General features: G+C 61.9%; 15 protein-coding genes and 1 pseudogene. All 16 read left to right on the top strand.

The window, feature by feature from the left end; all coding sequences use genetic code 11:
• The first annotated feature begins 13 nt into the window (after positions 1-13).
• The 16 genes and pseudogenes from tssE (at position 14) to ACP6KB_RS14925 (ending at position 19,796) form a co-directional block, all read left to right on the top strand.
• The gene (gene tssE / locus ACP6KB_RS15000) at positions 14-421 is read left to right on the top strand and encodes a type VI secretion system baseplate subunit TssE (protein ID WP_442107746.1); all 408 of its coding nucleotides are present in this window, start codon (positions 14-16) and stop codon (positions 419-421) included.
• A gap of 86 nt (positions 422-507) precedes the next feature.
• Positions 508-2,295: a type VI secretion system baseplate subunit TssF gene (gene tssF / locus ACP6KB_RS14995; protein WP_442107744.1), complete on the top strand. Its 1,788-nt coding sequence runs from the start codon at positions 508-510 to the stop codon at positions 2,293-2,295.
• Positions 2,259-3,281 (top strand): type VI secretion system baseplate subunit TssG, encoded by a 1,023-nt coding sequence (gene tssG, locus ACP6KB_RS14990; protein WP_442107742.1) that lies wholly within the window; start codon positions 2,259-2,261, stop codon positions 3,279-3,281. Before tssF ends, tssG begins: the two co-directional genes overlap by 37 nt.
• Positions 3,278-5,929, top strand: a complete 2,652-nt coding sequence (gene tssH / locus ACP6KB_RS14985; RefSeq protein WP_442107740.1) for a type VI secretion system ATPase TssH — start codon at positions 3,278-3,280, stop codon at positions 5,927-5,929. Before tssG ends, tssH begins: the two co-directional genes overlap by 4 nt.
• A gap of 10 nt (positions 5,930-5,939) precedes the next feature.
• Positions 5,940-7,457 carry a sigma-54 interaction domain-containing protein gene (locus tag ACP6KB_RS14980; RefSeq protein ID WP_442107738.1) on the top strand — a complete coding sequence of 506 codons (1,518 nt, stop codon included), beginning with the start codon at positions 5,940-5,942 and terminating at the stop codon, positions 7,455-7,457.
• Positions 7,458-7,551: 94 nt separating this feature from the next.
• Positions 7,552-7,683 carry a type VI secretion protein gene (locus ACP6KB_RS14975; RefSeq protein WP_442107736.1) on the top strand — a complete coding sequence of 44 codons (132 nt, stop codon included), beginning with the start codon at positions 7,552-7,554 and terminating at the stop codon, positions 7,681-7,683.
• Between the two features lie 17 nt (positions 7,684-7,700).
• Positions 7,701-8,894, top strand: coding sequence for a type VI secretion system-associated FHA domain protein TagH (gene tagH / locus ACP6KB_RS14970; RefSeq protein ID WP_442114314.1), 1,194 nt, complete (start codon positions 7,701-7,703; stop codon positions 8,892-8,894).
• Between the two features lie 5 nt (positions 8,895-8,899).
• Positions 8,900-9,406: a type VI secretion system lipoprotein TssJ gene (tssJ, locus tag ACP6KB_RS14965; RefSeq protein WP_442107734.1), complete on the top strand. Its 507-nt coding sequence runs from the start codon at positions 8,900-8,902 to the stop codon at positions 9,404-9,406.
• Positions 9,403-10,734 carry a type VI secretion system baseplate subunit TssK gene (tssK, locus tag ACP6KB_RS14960; RefSeq protein ID WP_442107732.1) on the top strand — a complete coding sequence of 444 codons (1,332 nt, stop codon included), beginning with the start codon at positions 9,403-9,405 and terminating at the stop codon, positions 10,732-10,734. The genes tssJ and tssK overlap by 4 nt, the downstream gene beginning before the upstream one ends.
• Positions 10,735-10,739: 5 nt before the next feature.
• Positions 10,740-11,609: a type IVB secretion system protein IcmH/DotU gene (gene icmH, locus ACP6KB_RS14955; protein WP_442107730.1), complete on the top strand. Its 870-nt coding sequence runs from the start codon at positions 10,740-10,742 to the stop codon at positions 11,607-11,609.
• A gap of 14 nt (positions 11,610-11,623) precedes the next feature.
• A complete protein-coding gene (gene tssM / locus ACP6KB_RS14950) occupies positions 11,624-15,130 on the top strand; it encodes a type VI secretion system membrane subunit TssM (protein WP_442107728.1) in 3,507 nt (1,168 codons plus the stop codon).
• On the top strand, positions 15,130-15,858 hold the full coding sequence (locus ACP6KB_RS14945; RefSeq protein WP_442107726.1) for a PP2C family protein-serine/threonine phosphatase: 729 nt from the start codon (positions 15,130-15,132) through the stop codon (positions 15,856-15,858). The genes tssM and ACP6KB_RS14945 overlap by 1 nt, the downstream gene beginning before the upstream one ends.
• On the top strand, positions 15,855-16,907 hold the full coding sequence (locus tag ACP6KB_RS14940) for a serine/threonine-protein kinase (RefSeq protein WP_442107724.1): 1,053 nt from the start codon (positions 15,855-15,857) through the stop codon (positions 16,905-16,907). Before ACP6KB_RS14945 ends, ACP6KB_RS14940 begins: the two co-directional genes overlap by 4 nt.
• A 104-nt stretch (positions 16,908-17,011) precedes the next feature.
• Positions 17,012-17,455: a CopD family copper resistance protein gene (locus ACP6KB_RS14935; RefSeq protein WP_442107722.1), complete on the top strand. Its 444-nt coding sequence runs from the start codon at positions 17,012-17,014 to the stop codon at positions 17,453-17,455.
• Between the two features lie 80 nt (positions 17,456-17,535).
• Positions 17,536-18,561: pseudogene (locus tag ACP6KB_RS14930) on the top strand (coproporphyrinogen III oxidase); the annotation flags it as partial.
• Between the two features lie 44 nt (positions 18,562-18,605).
• A complete protein-coding gene (locus ACP6KB_RS14925) occupies positions 18,606-19,796 on the top strand; it encodes an NnrS family protein (protein ID WP_442107720.1) in 1,191 nt (396 codons plus the stop codon).
• Positions 19,797-19,802 lie beyond the last annotated feature (6 nt).

Genomic DNA, 19,802 nt, shown 5'->3' with positions numbered 1-19,802 from the left:
GCAGGGCTAGGCCATGAACGGATACGGCAGCCTGTTCGAACGCCTGAGTGGCGAAGCCAACGAGCGTGTCGGCTGGAGCCGCGAGGCGGGGGCCACGGCGTCGGTGGCTGCCCATCTGGACAAGATGCTCAGCACCCGTGCGGGCAGTGTGCAGACGTTGTCCGACTACGGGCTACCTGATCTGAACGACATGCGCTTGAGCCTGCACGATGCCTTGAGCCAGGCACGCGCGGCCATCGAGACCTTCATCGAAGCCTATGAGCCGCGTTTGAGCAGCGTGCGTGTCGTTTCCCTGCCGCGTGAGCCTGAGCAGCTTCGTTTGGCCTTCAACATTGAAGGCCTGCTGGAGATCGATGGTTTCAAGCGCCAGGTCCGTTTTACCGCGCACCTGGATGGCAGCGGCAAGGTCAAGGTCAGCTAACCCGGCGACGATGGCCGCTCTCGGCGCGGCATTGCCCATGCAACTGACTTCACAACGTTAACCAGCACCACAGCAGGGATCAACACGTGTCCTTCAACCACTACTACCAGAGCGAACTGACCGCGCTGCGCCAGTTAGGTCGCCGCTTCGCCGAGCGTAGTCCGGCGTTGGCGCCGTTTCTCAGCGAGGCCGGGAGGGATCCGGATGTCGAGCGCTTGCTCGAGGGTTTCGCGTTCCTCACCGGGCGGCTGCGACAGAAGCTCGATGATGAGTTGCCGGAACTGAGCCACTCGTTGATGCACCTGCTGTGGCCGAACTACATGCGGCCGCTGCCGGCGTTCAGCATCCTGCAGTTCGAGCCGTTGACGCAGGCCGGGCCGGCGCGGTGCGTGGCGCGTGAAACGCCGGTGCAGAGCGAGCTGATTGATGAGGTGAGCTGCGGCTTTCGCACGTGCTACCCGACCGACGTCCAGGCGCTGAGGCTGGACGCGCTCAATTACTCGGTGAAGGGCGATGGCGCACTGCTGAGCCTGCGCCTGCAGATGAACTGCGACGGCCATCTCGGCGAGCTCAAGCTGGAGCGGCTGCGGCTGCACCTGGCGGGCGAGCGTTACATCAGCCAGATGCTCTATCTGTGCCTGCTGCGCAACCTCCAAGGCATACAGTTGCTGCCGCTCGATGCGGATGGCCAGCCGTGCCTGGATGCCAGCGGCAACGCCTTGTCGTTCAACCTGCCGGGCCGCCGCGTGCAGCCGGTGGGCTTTGCCGAAGAAGAGGCGTTGATCCCGTATCCGCTCAATACCTTTCGTGGCTATCGCTATTTGCAGGAGTACTTCGCGTTCCAGGACAAATTCCTGTTCGTCGACCTCGATGGCCTCGACCTGCTCCAGTCGCTGCCAGCAGACAGGCTCAAACACATGCACGGCCTGGAGCTGCGCTTTGATATTCGCAAAAGCGATATCCAGCGCCTGCGGCCGACGCTGGACAACGTCAAGCTGTACTGCACGCCAATCGTCAACCTGTTCAAGCACGATGCCCTGCCGATCCGTCTCGACGGCAAGCAGGATGAGTACCTGCTGCTGCCTGCCACCTACAGCCAAGAAAACTGTGGAGTGTTCTCGGTGGACGCCGTGACCGCTTGGAACCCCGGCACTCGCAGCTACCAGGACTATGTGCCGTTCGAGTCCTTCGAGCACGACCCGAGTTTTGACGTCCCGCAACGGCGCCCGCACTACAGCATCCGCCAGCGTCCTTCGTTGTTGCACGATGGTTTGGACACTTACCTGAGCTTTGGTGTGCTCGACTCCGAGGCCCAGGAAACGTTGTCCATCGAGCTGACCTGCACCAACCAGAACTTGCCACGGCGTTTGAAGCGCGGCGCGATCAACCAGACGTGCGCGCAAACCCCGGAGTTCCTGAAGTTCAGCAATATCACCCCGGTCACCTCGAGTTTTGCGCCACCGTTGAATCGCGACTTCCTGTGGAAACTGATCAGCAACATGTCGCTCAACTACCTGTCGCTGGCCAACGTCGATGCACTGAAGGTGATTCTCGAAACCTACGACTTGCCGCGCTATTACGACCAACACCAGGAAAAAGTCAGCAAGCGCCTGCTGGACGGGCTCAAGGCGATCCGCCACACGCATGTCGACAGGCTGCACCGGGGCTTGCCGATGCGTGGCTTGCGCACCGAGTTGACCATGGATCGGCAAAGTTACATCGGCGAAGGCGACCTGTTCGTGTTCGCTTCGGTACTCAATGAGTTTTTCGCGCTTTACGCCAGCCTCAACTCCTATCACGAACTGCGCGTAAAAAGTACACAAGGAGAGGTGTACCAATGGACACCCCGTATGGGTCTGCAGCCCCTGCTTTAAATGGGCTGACCCAGGTCATCCGCGAGTACTCGCTGTTTCAGGCGGTGCTGGTGGTGGTGGATCGGCTACGCGATGCTCACCCGGAACTGGGCGAAGAAGAGCTCTATGAACAGCTGGAGTTCCAGGCCAATCCGAGCCTGGGTTTTCCTGGCAGTGACATTGATCGCGTGGAGTTTTTCCAAGAGCACGGACACCTGCGGGCACGGCTGAGATTCAACCTGATCGGCCTGTTCGGGGCCGGATCGCCGTTGCCGGCTTTTTACGGTGAGCAGGCCCTGGGAGACGGCGAAGAGGGCAACCTGACCCGTAATTTTCTCGATTTGTTTCACCATCGCCTGCAGCGCTTGATGCTGCCGATCTGGTGCAAGTACCGCTACCGCGCCAGTTTCAGGAGCGGCGCATTCGACCCGTTTTCAGCGCAGCTGTTTGCCCTGATCGGTCTTGGCGGTGAAGTCATCCGCGAGGCCAGGGAGCTGAACTGGAAACGCCTGCTGCCGTACCTCGGCCTGCTCAGTCTGCGCGCCCATTCGGCGGCGCTGATCGAGGCGGTGCTGCGTTACTACTTCAAGCATGCCGACCTGGTGATCGAACAATGCATCGAGCGCCGGGTGGTGATTCTGGAGGAGCAACGCAACCAGTTGGCCCGCGCCAATAGCGTGCTTGGTGAGGACCTGGTGCTGGGCGAGCAGGTACGCGACCGTTGCGGGAAATTCCGCATTCATATCCGCCAGCTCGACTGGCAACGTTTCCATGAGTTCCTGCCGATCGGTTTTGGTTACCAGCCGCTGTGTGCGCTGGTGCGCTTCACCCTGCGCGATCCGCTGGATTACGACATTCGCCTGGTGTTGCGCCAGCAAGACATTCACGAACTGCGCATCGGTGAGCAGAACGCGTGTCGCCTCGGATGGACCTCTTGGCTTGGCCGCGAACGTGCGGACGGCGTGGTCATCCTGGGCAGCAAAATTGATGAAGGACAAATGACATGATCAACGTAGACCTGCAGCAACTTATCCAGGCGCTGGACGCCGAAACCCGCCGTGACCTGGAATACTGCGCCGAACGTTGCGTTGCCCGCGGTGGCAGCAAGATTCTGGTCGAAGACCTGCTGCTGGGCCTGTTGCAGCGACCCCGTGGTCTGCTCGCCCGCGCGCTGCAGGACGCCAGTGTGGATGCCGCAGAGCTGAGCGCGGCGCTACAGCCGCAGGTTGAGCAGAGTGCCTCGCGCAACCCGGTGTTCGCGCCTGAGCTGGTGCAATGGCTACAGGATGCCTTGCTGGTGGGCAATCTCGAACTGGGTCGCAGTCAGGTTGATCAGGCGGCGCTGATCCTGGCGTTGCTGCGCAACCCGTTGCGTTACGCCGGTAGCCGTTACCAGCCGCTGCTGGCCAGGCTTGATATCGAGCGGCTGAAAGCATTTGCCCTGTCGCAGACTCCAGCGCCGAGCCATGGCAAACCGCCGGTGCCGGGTGAATTGATGTTGCAGCGTTTCACCCACAACCTGACCCAGCAGGCACGCGAAGGCAAGCTTGATCCCGTGTTGTGCCGCGATGGTGCCATCCGGCAGATGATCGACATCCTTGCCCGGCGTCGCAAAAACAACCCGATTGTGGTGGGCGAAGCCGGTGTCGGTAAAACCGCCGTGGTCGAAGGCCTGGCCTCGCGCATTGCCGCCGGTGAAGTGCCGCAGGTGCTCATGGGTGTTGAACTGCTATCGCTGGACATGGGCCTGCTGCAGGCGGGTGCCAGCATCAAGGGGGAGTTCGAGCGCCGCCTCAAGGGTGTGATTGACGAGGTCAAGGCGTCGCGCACGCCGATCATTGTATTTATCGACGAAGCCCACACGCTGATCGGTGCGGGTAACAACGCCGGTGGTTCCGACGCGGCCAACCTGCTCAAGCCAGCCCTGGCCCGCGGCGAGTTGCGCACGATCGCCGCCACGACCTGGGCTGAATACAAGAAGTACTTCGAAAAAGACCCGGCACTTGCCCGGCGCTTCCAGCCGGTGCAGTTGCTTGAGCCGACCGTCAGCGAGGCGGTGACCATTCTGCGTGGCCTGGCCCAGGTTTACGAGCAGAGCCACGGTATCTACCTGCGCGACGATGCGGTGGTGGCTGCGGCTGAATTATCGGCCCGCTACCTGGCTGGGCGGCAACTGCCGGACAAGGCGGTGGACGTGCTGGACACCGCCTGTGCGCGGGTGCGCATCAGCCTGGCAGCGGCGCCGCAGAGCCTGGAAGCGCTGCGTGGCGAACTGGCCGAAGGTAACCGCAAACTTCAGGCGATGCGCCGCGATGCAGAAGCCGGACTGGCAATCGACCAGGACGTAATGAGTGCACTGCAGGCGCGTCTGGCGGAGGCCACCACCGAGCAGCACAGCCTGGAAGCCCTGTGGCTTGAACAGCGCGGCCTGGCCGAGCGCTTGCTCGACCTGCGCCAGCAACTGGCCAAGGCCCGCGCTACGAGTTGCCAGTTGCAGGCCTCGGTGGAAGAGGGCGGTGAAGGTGCGGTGAATTCATCCCTTGCCGTCGCAGGGCACGCGGAGCAGGGCGTCGAAACACTGGAAGCTGCGCTGAACGAGACCCATCGGGCCTTGAGTGATGCGCAGCATCAGCAGCGTCTGGTCAGCTTTGAAGTTTGCCCGCGCCTGGTGGCTGAAGTGATCAGCGCCTGGACCGGCGTACCGCTTGAGCAACTGGCCCTTGAACACAACGCCAAGGTGGCAAGCTTCGCCGCCGACCTGCGGGTGAGGATTCGCGGTCAGGAACAAGCGGTGCACGCGTTGGACCGTTCGATGCGCGCCACCGCCGCCGGCCTTAACAAGCCGGACGCGCCAGTGGGGGTATTCCTGCTGGTCGGCCCTAGCGGTGTTGGCAAGACCGAAACCGCTCTGGCCCTGGCAGACCTTTTGTATGGCGGCGATCGTTTCATTACCACCATCAACATGTCCGAGTTCCAGGAAAAGCACACCGTCTCGCGCCTGATCGGCGCACCGCCAGGTTATGTCGGTTACGGCGAGGGCGGCATGCTGACCGAGGCCGTGCGCCAGAAACCGTATTCGGTGGTACTCCTCGATGAGGTCGAGAAAGCCGACCCCGACGTGCTGAATCTGTTCTATCAGATTTTCGATAAAGGCGTGGTCAATGACGGCGAAGGGCGGGCCATTGATTTTCGCAACACCCTGATCCTGATGACCTCGAACCTGGGCAGTGAACGCATCAGCACCTTGTGCGCGAACGGCGAGCGGCCGGACGCCGAGGTTCTGGAGGAAAGCATCCGTCCACTTCTCAGCCAGCACTTCAAGCCTGCACTGCTGGCGCGCATGCGCGTCATACCGTACTACCCGGTTGGCGGGCCGGTACTGCGTGAGCTGATCGAGGTCAAGCTGGAGCGCCTGGGTGAACGTCTGAGCCGCCGTCAGCTGGGGTTCACGCATTGCCAACGGCTGGTCGACCACCTGGCCGAGCGCTGCAACCAGAGCGACAGCGGCGCGCGCCTGATCGACCATTTGCTCGACCTGCAGGTGCTGCCGTTGGTGGCCGACCGCCTGCTTGATGCCATGGCCAATGGTGAGGCCCTCAAACACGTGCACGCAACGCTCGACAGTAGCGGCAGCGTGACCTGCGAGTTCTCTTGAGGTGGGTGTGATGTTCTCGGGTATACCGCAACCACTGAGCTACGCGGAGGCACTGCTGGCGCAGTTCGTCAGCTTGCCGCAGGCGCCTGATGGCGGCGCGCTGCTGCGGGATTTCGTATGCGCAGTGGCTGGGCTTAGTGGTTGCGAGTTGAGCCAGGTGTATTTGCTCGATGCCACCCATACCCGTCTGGGCCTGAGTGCCGAATGCCTGGACGGGATCCTGCAGCCCAGGGACGCAGCGAGCCTGCCGGCGGATTACAACGGTGAGCAGTTGCTGCAATTCGCCTTGTGTCAGAACCGTGTGGTGAGCTTGGTCGGGTTGAACGGCAGCCTGCACGACACCAACTTCCTGCCACCCCGGGATACACCCTGGCAGTCGCTGTTGTGCGTGCCACTGGTGAATACGCAAAAGGCCGTTGAAGGCCTGTTGCTGTGCGCCAGCCGTGAATCTGTCGACCTTCACGCCTTTGCCGATTCAATGCTGCAACTGGGGTCGTTCGTGCTCGGGCAGTTGCAGCGGCTGCAGCACCTGCGGCGGCCACTGGGCGAGCCAGCAGTTGAGGTCAGTGCCCCGGTCAGCGCCAGTGGCTACGGTTTGATAGGCAGCAGCGTTGCCATGGGTGAAACCTGTCGGCTGATCAGCAAAGTGCTGCACAGCCCCTACACCGTATTGCTCTGCGGCGAGACCGGCACCGGCAAGGAAGTGGTCGCCCGCGCCATCCACGATTATGGGCCACGGCGTTCGCAGGCGTTCATTGTGCAGAACTGTGCGGCGTTTCCCGAGAGCCTGCTGGAGAGCGAACTGTTCGGCTACCGCAAGGGCGCCTTTACCGGTGCCGACCGCGACCGGCCCGGGCTGTTCGATGCGGCCAATGGCGGAACCCTGCTGCTGGATGAAATTGGTGACATGCCGCTGTCTCTGCAGGCCAAGTTGTTGCGTGTGCTGCAGGAAAGCGAGATTCGTGCGCTGGGTTCCAACGACACGCACAAGGTCGACGTACGCATCATTGCCGCGACCCATCGCGACTTGGCAGTGCTGGTCAGCGAAGGCACCTTTCGCGAAGACCTCTACTACCGCCTGGCGCAGTTTCCGATTGAATTACCGGCCTTGCGCCAGCGTGAAGGCGACATCCTCGATCTGGCCCGGCACTTCGCCGACAAGGCCTGCACGTTCCTGCAGCGCGATTTGCTCAGCTGGTCGCCAACCGCCCTGAACCTGCTGTCGAGTTACGCCTTCCCAGGCAACGTGCGTGAGCTCAAGGGCCTGGTGGAGCGGGCGGTGCTGCTGTGCGAAGGCGGTGAGCTGCAGGTTGAGCACTTCTCCCTGAGCAGTGAAACGCTGCCGGAAGAAACCGGGCTGAACCTGCGCGAGCGACTGGAGCGGGTCGAGCGTCATCTGCTGCTCGACTGCCTGCGCAAAAACGCCGGCAACCAGAGCCTGGCAGCCCGCGAGCTTGGCTTGCCCAGGCGCACGCTTTTGTATCGCCTCGGGCGACTGAACATCAACCTCAGCGACTTCGAACACTAGCGCGGCACGCGCTGTGCCCAAGCGCTTTTTTAACCGTCAGCGTTGCCGGCAAGGGCTGACGCTGTGCGCATTTTTTACTTAAGGAGAACGCCTGATGCCTGTTCGTCACTGGCTCGTTGCGCTACTGGCCCTGATCGTCCTTGGCGGCTGTAGCGGCAACTACAAATTCAACGACAACACCTATCGCCCATTGGGTGATCCACAGGCGGTCAATCGCGGTAAATGACCGCAAGGAGCATCATGATGGAACTGGTTTTCGAACTGCTCAAGAGCAAGCAACCCGCAGCGAAAACGTCAAGCCGTCACACCTTCACGCAGGCCGGCGGGGTGATCGGGCGGCATGAGGATTGCGACTGGACAATCCCCGATGAAGATCGTCACCTGTCCAAGCGCCACGCGCTCGTCAGTTACCTCAACGGGGCGTTTTTTCTCACCGATGTCAGTCGTAACGGCATCAGGCTCAACGACAGCGGCGCGTACTTGCGCAAGGGGCAGGCGCAGCGTATTGAACAGGGCAGCGTCTTCCAGCTGGGCGATGTCGAGATCCGTGCGCAGCTGGTGCACGATGTGTTCAATGGCGAGGTCGAGATCGGTCGTGCGCAAACGGCCGCTAACACCATTCCCGATGACGCATTGATCGACCTCGATCCGCTTAGCCTGCTTGACGAGCAGGAGCGGTTGTACACGGAATTCGATGCGCTGGCTGCGCTCGACACGCCGCACCAGGACCTCGGGCAACACCGGGACTTCGCCCGCATCGACACCGAGCGCCTGCTGATTCCGGAGCTGGTGGTGCAACCTGAAGCAGCCGTTGAGGCCAAGCAGGTGCCAATTGCGCGTCAGCGTGATGATTTCTGGGCGCAGTTTGGCGAAGCACTGGGGGTGGATCTCAACGGTCTCGACCACGACGGCCGCGAAGCGCTGGCGATCAACGCCGCACAGTTGCTCAAGCACAGTATCAGCGGCCTGCAACAGGGCCTGCGTACCCGTAACGAGCTGAAAAACGAACTGCGTCTGGCGTTGAGCATCGTCCAGGGGCGCAGCAACAACCCGCTCAAGTACGCCCAGGACGCCAGCGAAGCACTGGACAGTCTGCTGCGCGCCAGCAAGCCCGGCCAGTTGTCGGCAGAGCAGGCAATCCTTGAGGCCTGGCGCGATTTGCAGGCCCATCAGGTGGCACTGTTGGCGGCCAGCCGCGCGGCGCTGCGTGGCGCCCTCGAGCATTTCTCGCCGCAGCAGTTGACCCTGCGTCTGGAGCGCCAAAGCAAACCTTTGCTGGTCACCGACGGCAGTCGTTGGAAGGCCTACAAGCGCTACCACCAGGCCTTGCGCCAGGATGATGACTGGAGCGAGCGCCTGCTGGCCCGTGACTTCGCCCTGGCCTACGAAGAGCAGATTCGCCTGATCGGCTCTCTTCATACCGGAGTCCAAGGATGATGCGCATGACTCGCTGTTCGACCCTGTTGCTCAAAACACTGGCGGCGTTGACCGCCCTGGTATTGCTGGCCGGCTGCTCGTCGCTGTCGCCGTACTCGAACATGACCAAGCTGAACCTCACACTCACCGCCAGTGAGCAACTCAATCCCGACCTCAATGGTCGTCCCTCGCCGATCGTGGTGCGGCTGATCGAGCTCAAGCACCCGGTGGCCTTCGAGAACGCCGATTTCTTCAGCCTGTACGAGCATGCCAAGGAATCTCTGGCACCGGACATGGTGGTCAGTGAAGAACTGGAACTGCGCCCGGGCGAAACCGTGGAACTCAAGCTCAGCGTCGAGCCAGGCAGTCGCTACGTCGGTGTACTGGCGGCTTACCGCGATCTGTCTGAAACCCAGTGGCGCTATGTAATGCAGCTCTCGCCCGCGCAGTTGACCGACGCCGACCTGACCCTCGACGACACCGGTATCCGCAGCCGTCACGCAACGCTCACCACAGCGGACAACAAATCATGAATGCACACAAAGTCATATGGCAGGAAGGCATGCTGCTGCGTCCGCAGCACTTCCAGCACAACGATCGTTACTACGACTACCAGATGAAAACCCGCACCCAACTGCTGGGCAGTTATGCCTGGGGTTTTCTGCGCCTGGAAATCGACCTGCAGTTTCTCGACATGGGCAAGGTGGTGATCAGTCAGGCGTCCGGCATTCTGCCCGACGGCAGCCTGTTCGAGCTGAGTGGCAATACCGAGCCGTTGGTCCTCGATTTGCCGCCGAACACCAGCAATACCCCGGTCTATCTGGCTTTGCCGCTGGTCACTGGCAACCATGTCGAGGCGCGCCGCGCCGAGCAGTCCGACGTGCTGGCACGCTACACCGCCTATGAAGCGGACGTCGCCGACTCCAACGCTGGCGAAGACACCAGCAGTCAGGTCAGTTGCGCGCGACCGAACCTGCGCCTGTTGCTCGGCGAGCAACTGAGCGACCAGGCCTATGTGAAGCTGAAAGTCTGCGAAGTGCTCGACACCACGCCGGACGGGGTGATCAGCCTCGACCCTGATTTCGTCCCGACCTTCATCCATGTGCATGCTTCGAGCTATCTGTTGTCGTGCCTGAAGGAAGTGATCAGCATGCTCGCCCATCGCGGCGACACCATTGCCGAGCGGATTCGCGCCAATGGCAAGGTCGGCGGTGCAGAGGTCGGCGACTTCATGATGCTGCAACTGATCAACCGCACCGAGCTGTTGCTGCGCCATGACCTGGGCCTGGAACAGGTGCAGCCGGAACAACTGTATCGCGCGCTGCTGACCATGCTCGGTGACCTGGCCACCTTTGCCAGCGACAGCAAGCGGCCGCGCCTGGACAGCAGTTACCAGCACAGTGACCAGGGCGCATGTTTCCGCACGTTGATGGACGCAATCCGTCAGGTGCTGTCGATGGTGCTCGAACAGCATGCCATCGAGTTAGCGCTGCAGACGCGGGAGTACGGGATCCGCGTCGCGCCCTTGCACGACCGCAACCTGCTGGGGGCGGCCTCGTTCGTCCTGGCAGCCAGTGCCAACTGCGATGCTGAGGCGTTACGCCAGCGCTTGCCGGCGCACCTCAAGGTTGGTGCGGTGGAGCAGATTCGGCACCTGGTCAACCTGCACCTGCCAGGGTTCAAGGTCAAACCCTTGCCGGTGGCGCCGCGGCAGATCGCCTTTCACGCTAACAAATCCTATTTCATCCTCGACCTCACTGCCGAAGACCTGGCGCAACTGCAACGTTCGGGCGGTTTTGCCTTCCATGTGTCTGGCGAGTTCGCCGAGCTCGAACTGAAATTCTGGGCCATCAGGGGCTGACCGACATGAACAATGACGTGGAACACAACCAGGATGACAGAACCGTCCTGCTCGACCACCAGGGCAATGGCCCGACGCAGGCACCGGTGACGGATGTCGCTGCGTCGCCGCGTGTTGAACAACTCGAACAACGGATGGTTTACGCCGCGCGCCTGCGCCCGGCCGAGACCTTCAACATCAGCCTGAATACGCTGGTGGCGGCGGCCTCCGACGTGCTCTCTGAAGTGGTTCGCCTCAAGCACAGTAACACCGATGAAGATTTGCCTGCGCTCAATCAGCGGCTAGCCAATGGTCTGAAGGAGTTCGAGGCGCGAGCCCGCCATAGCGGGGTGTCAGCTAGCCAGGTCACCACCGCCCACTACCTGCTGTGTACCGTGGTCGACGAGGCGGTGGTCATCACCAGGCAGGGCGAAGAGAGCATGTGGTCGCAGATGAGTCTGCTCAGTCGCTTCCACAGCGAGACCTTTGGTGGTGAGAAATTCTTCCAGTTGCTCGATCGGCTGTCGAAGGACCCGGTCCGGCACCTGCCAATGCTGGAGTTGATGTACCTGTGCCTGGCGCTGGGTTTCGAGGGCAAGTACCGGATCATACCGCGCGGCGTACGCGAGCTGGACGATATCCGTGATGGGCTGTACCGGCAGATTCGCCAGTTGCGTGGTGATGTGCCGCGTGAGTTGTCGCCTCATTGGCAGGGCCTGCGCGACAAGCGCCGCAGCCTGGTGCGCATTGTGCCGTGGTGGATGGTCGGGCTGTTCACGGTGGTCAGCCTGGCAGTGATGTATTCGGGATTCGCCTGGGTGCTGGGCGAGCAGCGCGACAGCGTTCTGCAACTTTACCAGCAGCTTGACCCCACCGTGGCCCAGCTGCAGCAGTAATACAGGTACGTGTAATGAAAAACTTCTTCAACAAAACCGCTTCCTTGCTGCGCCAGACCTGGCTCTGGACACTCTTGCTGGTGCTTGCTGTGGCGCTGCTGGTGTGGGGCGTCGGGCCGCTGCTGGCGGTCAACGATTACAAGTTCTGGGAAAGCGCGACCTCGCGCCTGCTCAGCATCAGCGTGCTGTTTCTGATCTGGGGCCTGAGCATGGTCTTTGTCAGCTGGCGCGCCGGGGTGCGAAAAAAACAACGCGAGGACAGCGAAGACGGCCAGGCGCGGCTGCAGCGTGAAGCGCAGATCGACGCCGAGCGCCAAGCACTGCGCAAGCGCTTCAAGCAGGCCCTGCGCACCCTCAAGACCTCGAGCCTGTACCGCGGGCGTAGCGAACGCTGGCGTGACGAGCTGCCCTGGTACTTGTTGATTGGCCCGCAGGGCAGTGGCAAAACCAGCCTGCTGGATTACTCCGGGCTGGAGTTCCCGATCAATACGAACGAGCGCAAGCTCACGCGCGCCACCGCTGGCACCCCCTACTGCGACTGGTACTTCGCTGACCACGGTGTGTTGATCGATACCGCGGGCCGCTACCTGAGCCAGGACAATGCAGCCGTCGACGGTAGTGGCTGGAACACCTTGCTCACGCTGCTGCGCAAACGCCGGCGCGGGCGGCCGCTGAACGGTGTGCTGGTGACTGTACCGGTGGAACTACTGCTCGATGGCACTGCGCAGAAGGTCCAGGACCTGGCGGGCGTGGTGCGCCTGCGTCTGCAGCAGGTGCAGCAGAAACTGCACGTCAAAGTGCCGGTGTACCTGGTACTGAGCAAGGCCGACCAGTTGCTGGGCTTCGACGCGTTTTTCGATCAGTTGAGCCGCGAGGAAAGTGATCAGGTACTCGGCACCAGCTTTGCCAAGGAGCAGAACGGCACCGACGTCGACGTACTGCGCCAGGCCTTTGAAGCCTTGCTGCTGCGCTTGAACAGCCAGGTGATCATGCGCATGCACCAGGAACGCGACACGCAGCGCCGTGGCCGTATTCTGGATTTCCCGCATCAGTTGGAACAGATCGGTGCGCACCTGTGCCTGTTCGTCGAGAAAGCGTTCGCTGGCAATCGCTACCAGCGGGCTAACGCCTTGCGCGGATTCTATCTGACCAGTGCACCGCACCTGACAGAAAAGCCTGACGGTGATGACGCCAGTGGCGCCGAACCGAACGGCGCTCTGCCCAGTGGTCGTACACGCTTCATTCACCACCTGCTGAGCCGGGTGATCTTCCCGGAAGCCAATCTGGCCGGTCTGGACAAGCGCGAGCGTAAACGTATCCATTGGGGCCAGCGTGCCCTGTACGGTGGCGCGCTGGTGACGCTGGTGTTGTTCGGCCTGCTCTGGGCCGGCGGCTTTTCGGTCAACTACGAGCGACTGGAAAAGCTGCGCGTCCTGGCGCAGGGCTGGATTCAGCAGCGCAGCAGCCTGAGTGAAGGCGACGATGCGCTGGCGATACTGAAATCCCTCGACACCCGATTCGAGTCCACCCGCGTCTTCCCGGGCACGCAGGAGGTGGCGTTGTACGAGCGGGTCGGCCTGTACCAGGGTAATGAAAGCAACCCGGTGGTGCTCCGTGCTTATGAAGGTGAGCTGCAGGAACAGTTGCTGCCACGGCTGGCGCAGAGGCTCGAAGGGCAGATCCGCGCAAGCATGGGCGATCGCGAACTGTTGCTCAACAGCCTGCGGGCGTACCTGATGCTGAACCTGGAGGATCGTCGCGATCGTGCCTGGCTGAAGCACTGGGTCGCCAGCGATTGGTCTACCCGCTATGCCGGCAACAGTGCAGCACAGAATGGCCTGAACCTGCACCTTGAACACCTGCTCGCACTGCCGTTCAGTTACCCGCTCAACGACACCCTGGTAGCCCAGGCCCGTCAGGTGCTGCGCAGTGAATCGCTGGCCAACGTGGTGTATCGCGCGTTGCGCGAACAGGGGCGCAGCCTGCCGGAGTATCGCCTGAGCCAGCACCTGGGGTCACAGGCTGAGTTGTTCTACGGCACTGACTATGCAATCCCGGGCTTCTACACCCAGCAGGGCTACCAGCAGTACTTTTCGGTTCAGGGCAGCGCGCTGGTCAGCGACATCCTGCGTGATAACTGGGTGTTGGGTGAAAGCAGCGCTATCAGCGCCATGGATTTGCGCCGCCTGATGGTAGCGCTTGAGCAGCTGTATTTCGGCGACTACGCCAACTACTGGAGTGAAGCCGTCGGCCAGGTTGGCCTGCAACCGTTCAATGATGCCGGCGAAGGCGCCGATCAGCTCGCCAGCTTGATTTCGGCCAACTCGCCGGTCGTGCAGTTGCTGGTGGCGGTCCGAGACAACACCCGTTTCCAGGTCATCGGCACAGACGTTGAAGCGCTTGGCGCCGCAGCGAACAAAGCCGTCGCCAAGGGCGGGGCGCTGGACAAGGTGGCCACGGCGGCTGCCGGCAAGATGCAGGGGGTTCTCGGCCAGCACCAGCCGGACACCGCGAAGAAATCACTGCAGCGTCGCTTCGAGCCGTTGCACCGTCTGCTCGATGAGCACAACGGCCCGGCAGCGGATCTGGCGCCAGTGCTGCAGGCGCTTAATGACCTGCAGCTGCAACTGGCCGGCCTGGCCCGCGCCAGCTTACCCGAGCAGGCGGCGTATGAGATGGCCAAGATGCGCATGGGCGGCCAGCGCGACGCGTTGAACAACCTGCGCAGTGCCTCGGGGCGCCTGCCGCGTCCGGTCAGTGCCTGGTTCAATCTGTTGGCGGAGGACGCCTGGCGCCTGGTGCTCAGCGACGCCTATCAGTACCTGAACCAGCGCTATCAGAGCGAGCTGTACAGCTTCTATGGCAAGGCCATCAGCAAGCGCTATCCGTTCAACGCCCACAGTGCCAGCGATGTTGCCATCAGCGACTTCCGCGAGTTCTTCAAGGCGCAAGGCGTCGCCGATCGCTTCTTTGACACCTACATGCGCCCGTTCGTCAGTGGCGATTCAGGCAACTACCGTCTGCGCAGTATCGACGGTCACAGTCTGCCGGTGTCCAGGGCTTACCTCGATCAGATGGGCGCAGCCCAGGTGATCCGCCAGAGTTTCTTCGCGCAGAATCCGACGCAGCCGCAGGTGCAGTTCAAGCTGGAGCCGTACACCCTTGATCCGGCAGTCAGCCGTGCCGAATTCCGTTTCGGTGACAAGACCCTGGAGTACCGTCACGGCCCGATCGTACCGATGGCGTTCAAGTGGCCAACCGATGCTGAGGACGGCCGCACCAGCCTGGTATTGGAAAAGCGGGTCGGGCGCTCGATCGGCATCGAAAAAAACACCGGGCCCTGGTCGCTGTTCCGTTTGCTCGACCTGATGCAGACCGAGTACCTGACGGGGCGCGATGTGTTGGTTCTCAAGACTGAGGTGGCAGGCCTGCGCGCCAATTATCTGCTGATGAGCCAGCGCGTACCGAACCCGTTTGATATGCGGGTGTTGCGCACGTTCCGCATGCCGGCAGCGCTCTGATGGCGCATAACCGTGTCTGGCGCAGCGCGGCGCGCACCGATCCAGGCAAGGTTCGGGCGCGCAACGAAGATGCCTTCCTCGACTGCCCGGGGCAAGGGCTCTGGGTGGTTGCCGACGGCATGGGCGGGCATCAGGGCGGCGATATTGCCAGCCAGTTGATCGTTGCCAGCCTGGCCGAGCTACCGGCGCAGGACAGTTTCGAGCATCAGCTTGAGGGCCTGCGTCGGTGCCTGCACTGGCTTAACCGACGCCTCAGCCAGGAGTTGACCGTGGGCGCCGGACGCCAGGACAGCATCATGGGCAGCACCGTGGTTGCCTTGTTGCTCAAAGGCGACCGCGCGGCGTGCATCTGGGCCGGCGACAGTCGCTGTTACTTGTGGCGCGGGCAGCGTTTGTACCAGCTGTCCAAAGACCATTCGCTGATGCAGCAATTGATCGACGGGCAACAGATGAGCATCGAGCAGGCGCGCGCGCATCCGGCGGCCAACGCATTGACCCGGGCCGTGGGTGCCCGCGAGCAATTGGCGCTGGAGATCCTGGAGCTGCAGGTCTATCCCGGCGACGCCTTTTTGCTGTGTAGTGATGGCTTGTATCAGGGGCTGAGCAGCGATGCCCTGGGCGAAGCCTTGAACCTGGCGTCGCCGCAGCAGGCACTGGCGCGTCTGTTCGACGACGCCCTGCGCGGGGCCGCACGGGACAACATGACGGCTGTGGTGATCCGCCAATGAGCGAGCTCAAACCAGCGCTCGACGACAGTCAGAGCGACGAGGAAGCGGTCGGTAACTTGACCTATTTCGCTTTCGCCAACGCCCTTGCAGTACCCGCTGGACTGGCCACCAAGGGCAAAGGCCGCAAGCGCGCCAGCAAGCACTGTAGCCGCAGTAACAAAACGGTGGCGTCGGTGGGCGAACTGCCGGATGTGTTGGCCGGACGTTACCGCCTTGAGCGCCTGCTTGGGGCGGGCGGCATGGGGGCGGTATACCGTGCACGGGATCTGTTGCACGAACAGTACGGCGATCCGGACCCTTACATCGCGCTCAAGGTCATGAGCGAAGCATTCTCCGAGACGCCGGATGCCAGCGCCTTGCTCTATAGCGAGTTCGCCCTGAGCCGACGCCTGCGTCACCCGAATATCGTCCGTGTGCACAGTTTCGAGGTCGACACCGAGTGTCGGCGTGCCTTCTTCACCATGGAGCTAATGCGTGGTCTGGCCCTGGACCAGTTGCTCTGCGAACGGCCGTTGGGGTTGCCATGGAACGAGCTGCGCGATGTGGTGTTGCCGCTGCTTGAGGCGTTGGCATACAGCCACGCTTGCGGCGTACTGCATGGCGACATGAAGCTGAGTAACGTGATGCTGTGCGAGGACGGTGTACGCCTGTTCGACTTCGGTCTCAGCCGGGCAGAGGAGGGCATTCTGACCGGGTTACCGCAGCTTAGCCGCAGTCGTTTCAACGCCTGGACGCCCAGTTATGCTGCTCCGGAGTTGCTGGAGGGGGCTTCACTGTCGATCAGTAGTGATCTGTATTCGCTGGCGTGTGTGATCTATGAGCTGGCCGGCGGCAAGCACCCGTTCCAACGATTGCCTTCGACTCAGGCGCGTGATGAGCGTCTTGACCAGCAACTGCAAGCACCGCCGAACCTGCCGAAGCATTGTTGGCCTGTTTTGCAGAGGGCGCTGGCTTTTGATCCCGCTGCCCGTCGGGCCTCGGTTGTGCAGTTACGGGATGTGTTCAGCGAGCCGTTGCCGTGGTACCAGCGCTGGCGATATCGGCGCTGATGTCCGGCAAGCTGCTGCGGCTTTCCTTGATCAACATCAACCTCGTTCATCTGCCAGGCCTGTAGGTTGAATGCCAGGCATAGGCTGTGCGCCGAGAGGGCCTGATGATCTATCCAATACTGCTGACCCTGCACCTGTTCGCCGCCTTGATCTTTATCGGCACGGTGTTCTTCGAAGTGCTGTTTCTGGAGTCTATTCGTAAACAATTGCCCGCCCGGCTGATGGTGCTGCTGGAGCAGGCGATCGGCCGTCGTGCCCGGCAGCTGATGCCTTGGGTGTTGCTGGTACTGTTCAGTGCCGGGGCCGGGATGGTCTGGTTGCGTTATCTGCCGCTGATCGAACATCCATTCACTTCGTCATTCGGCACCTTGCTGCTGCTGAAAATCGTGCTTGCTGTCAGCGTGCTGTTGCACTTTCTGGGGGCCATGCTGCTGTTCAAGACCCAGCGCATGAGCGCCGCTTGGGTGAAGTTCATTCACACCAGTGTGTTTACGCATATGGTGGTGATCGTGTTGCTGGCCAAAGGCATGTTCTACCTGACTTGGTAGCCTGGGTTTGATACAAATCAAGGCCTATCAGCCATTCTCGGCAGACACTGAAACTCCGCAGCCCGTCTCGGAGCCCCGTCATGCTCGACGTCCTTCACGCCCACAACGAGCCCTTTGATCGACACGATGAAGGCGTGCTCGATGGCAATTGCCATGTCGATGTTGGCGCATACCACTCTGGTGTCGGTTCACTGGATGTACTGCGCGCGCTACGCCGCAGCCGCCAGCAGCAACGTTCGCTGGCGTTGAACCTGCAGGTGCCGGCCAGCGCTGAACCCGGTATCGATGCGTATTACCAAGGCCTGGCCCGGGAGATCGAGCGGGTCGGCTGTCACGTGGCGATGCAGCAGCGGGTTGAACAGTTTCACCTGGCTGGGATGACGCCGGAGCCCGCGATGCTGCAGCAATTGATGAGCCAGCTGCGCCGTCGCTTCAATTTTCTCAGCCATGAAAGCGCTGATTACAGCGTTGATGTTGATCTGCACCATACGACGTGGGCGACGATGGGCCTGCTGCGCGACCTGGGTTTTCATCATGTCAGCATCGGCGTTCCGAACATCAGCAACGGGCTGTCGGTGGCAGGCTTTCAGAACCCGGCGCCTATTCAGTCGCTGATCGATGCCGCGCGCACCTTTGGCTACCATACAGTCAGCGTCGACATCGGTTATGGCCATGCCTGGCAAACCCCACAGAGTGTTGCGCGCAAACTGACCACCCTGATCGAACTGGAGCCCGACCGCCTGCAGGTGTTCGACTACGCCCAGCCGCCGTTACGGTACATGCACGGTGCTCAAGCCGAGGCAGGTCATCAGCCAGACACGGCGTTGATGCGGCAAATCTGCTTTGAGCGCTTGCTGGCTGCTGGGTATCAGCATATCGGTCTGGGGTTGTTTGTACGGCCCGATGATGACTTGGCCATTGCTCAGGAGCGTGGCCGTCTGCACCGTAATGCGCTGGGCTTTACCCGCTATGGTGATTGCGATCATATTGGCTTTGGCCTCGGCGCGGTCAGCCAGTTTGAACGGTTGTACGCACAAAACACCGAGGTACTTGGCCTATATCTGGAAAAGCTCGAACAGGGGCAGTTGGCCACTTGCCGTGGCTGGTGTGTGCCCACCACGACCGCCTAGCATTGGGCAGGAGTCGACCTATGCAAGTGCTTGATCGCCGTAAAGCCTTGGCCATCACGCCAGTGTTGCGTCTGGCGTTCCGTCCGTTCTTTCTGGCCGGTTGTGGCTTGGCATTGGTCACTGTGCCGTTATGGTTGTTTGCATTGGGTGGTGCGCTGGGCGACTGGCAGCCTGCTGGCGGCTGGCTGGCCTGGCACCGCCATGAATTGGTGTTCGGCTTTGGCCTGGCTATTATCGCCGGCTTTTTGCTCACCGCCGGGCAGACCTGGACCGGCCAGCCGGGGGTGAGTGGCAAACCGCTGGCGGCATTGGCGTTGGTGTGGCTGGCCGCGCGGATTGCCTGGTTGGTCAATCTGTCGTGGCCGTTGCTGGCGCTGTTGGAACTGGTGTTTCCGCTTGTTGTGGCGCTGTTGATGGGCGCCATGCTCTGGCGTGTCCGGCAGCAGCGAAACTACCCGGTAGTGCTGGTATTGCTGCTGTTGACAGGCGCAGATGCTATGTCGCTGTACGGACTGATCCTGGGACACGACGGCTGGCAGCGTCAGGGCGTGTTCAGTGCTATCTGGCTGGTGGCGGCGATGATGGGCCTGATCGGTGGTCGGGTCATTCCGTTTTTTACCCAGCGTGGCCTGGGCCGGGTCGAAGGCGTTGCCCCCTGGCCCTGGCTTGACGGCGTGTTGCTGGCGGGAGCCATCCTGGTGGCCTTGCTGTATGCCGCTGGCCCGGCGCTGTCGGCCAACGCCTGGATCGGCGCGCTGTTCGCTGCGCTGACACTGGGGCACGGGGTGCGTTTGTGGCGCTGGCATGATCGCGGGCTGTGGCGTGTACCGTTGCTGTGGTCGTTGCACTTGGCGTATGGCTGGTTGGCATTGGCCTGTCTGGGTATGGCCTTGTGGCATTTCGGCGTTGCATTGAACCCCAGCCTTGCAGTGCATTGCCTGACCGTCGGGGCGATGGCCGGGTTGATTCTGGCGATGATCGCTCGGGTCAGCCTGGGCCATACCGGGCGCCCCTTGCAGCCGCCAGCGGGGCTGACCCTGGCGTTCATTCTGCTCAATCTGGCGGCAGTGAGCCGCGTGCTGTTGGTGTTGTGGTGGCCATTGATGGGGCTGTGGCTGGCTGCGCTGTGTTGGGTGGGGGCGTTTGCCTTGTATGCCTGGCGCTATGCGCCGATGCTGCTGCGCCCCCGGGTCGATGGACATCCCGGATAACCGTTA

Source organism: Pseudomonas sp. NUPR-001 (assembly GCF_052147955.1).
Taxonomy (GTDB): Bacteria; Pseudomonadota; Gammaproteobacteria; order Pseudomonadales; family Pseudomonadaceae; genus Aquipseudomonas.
This window is presented reverse-complemented; position numbering and strand designations above follow the sequence as displayed.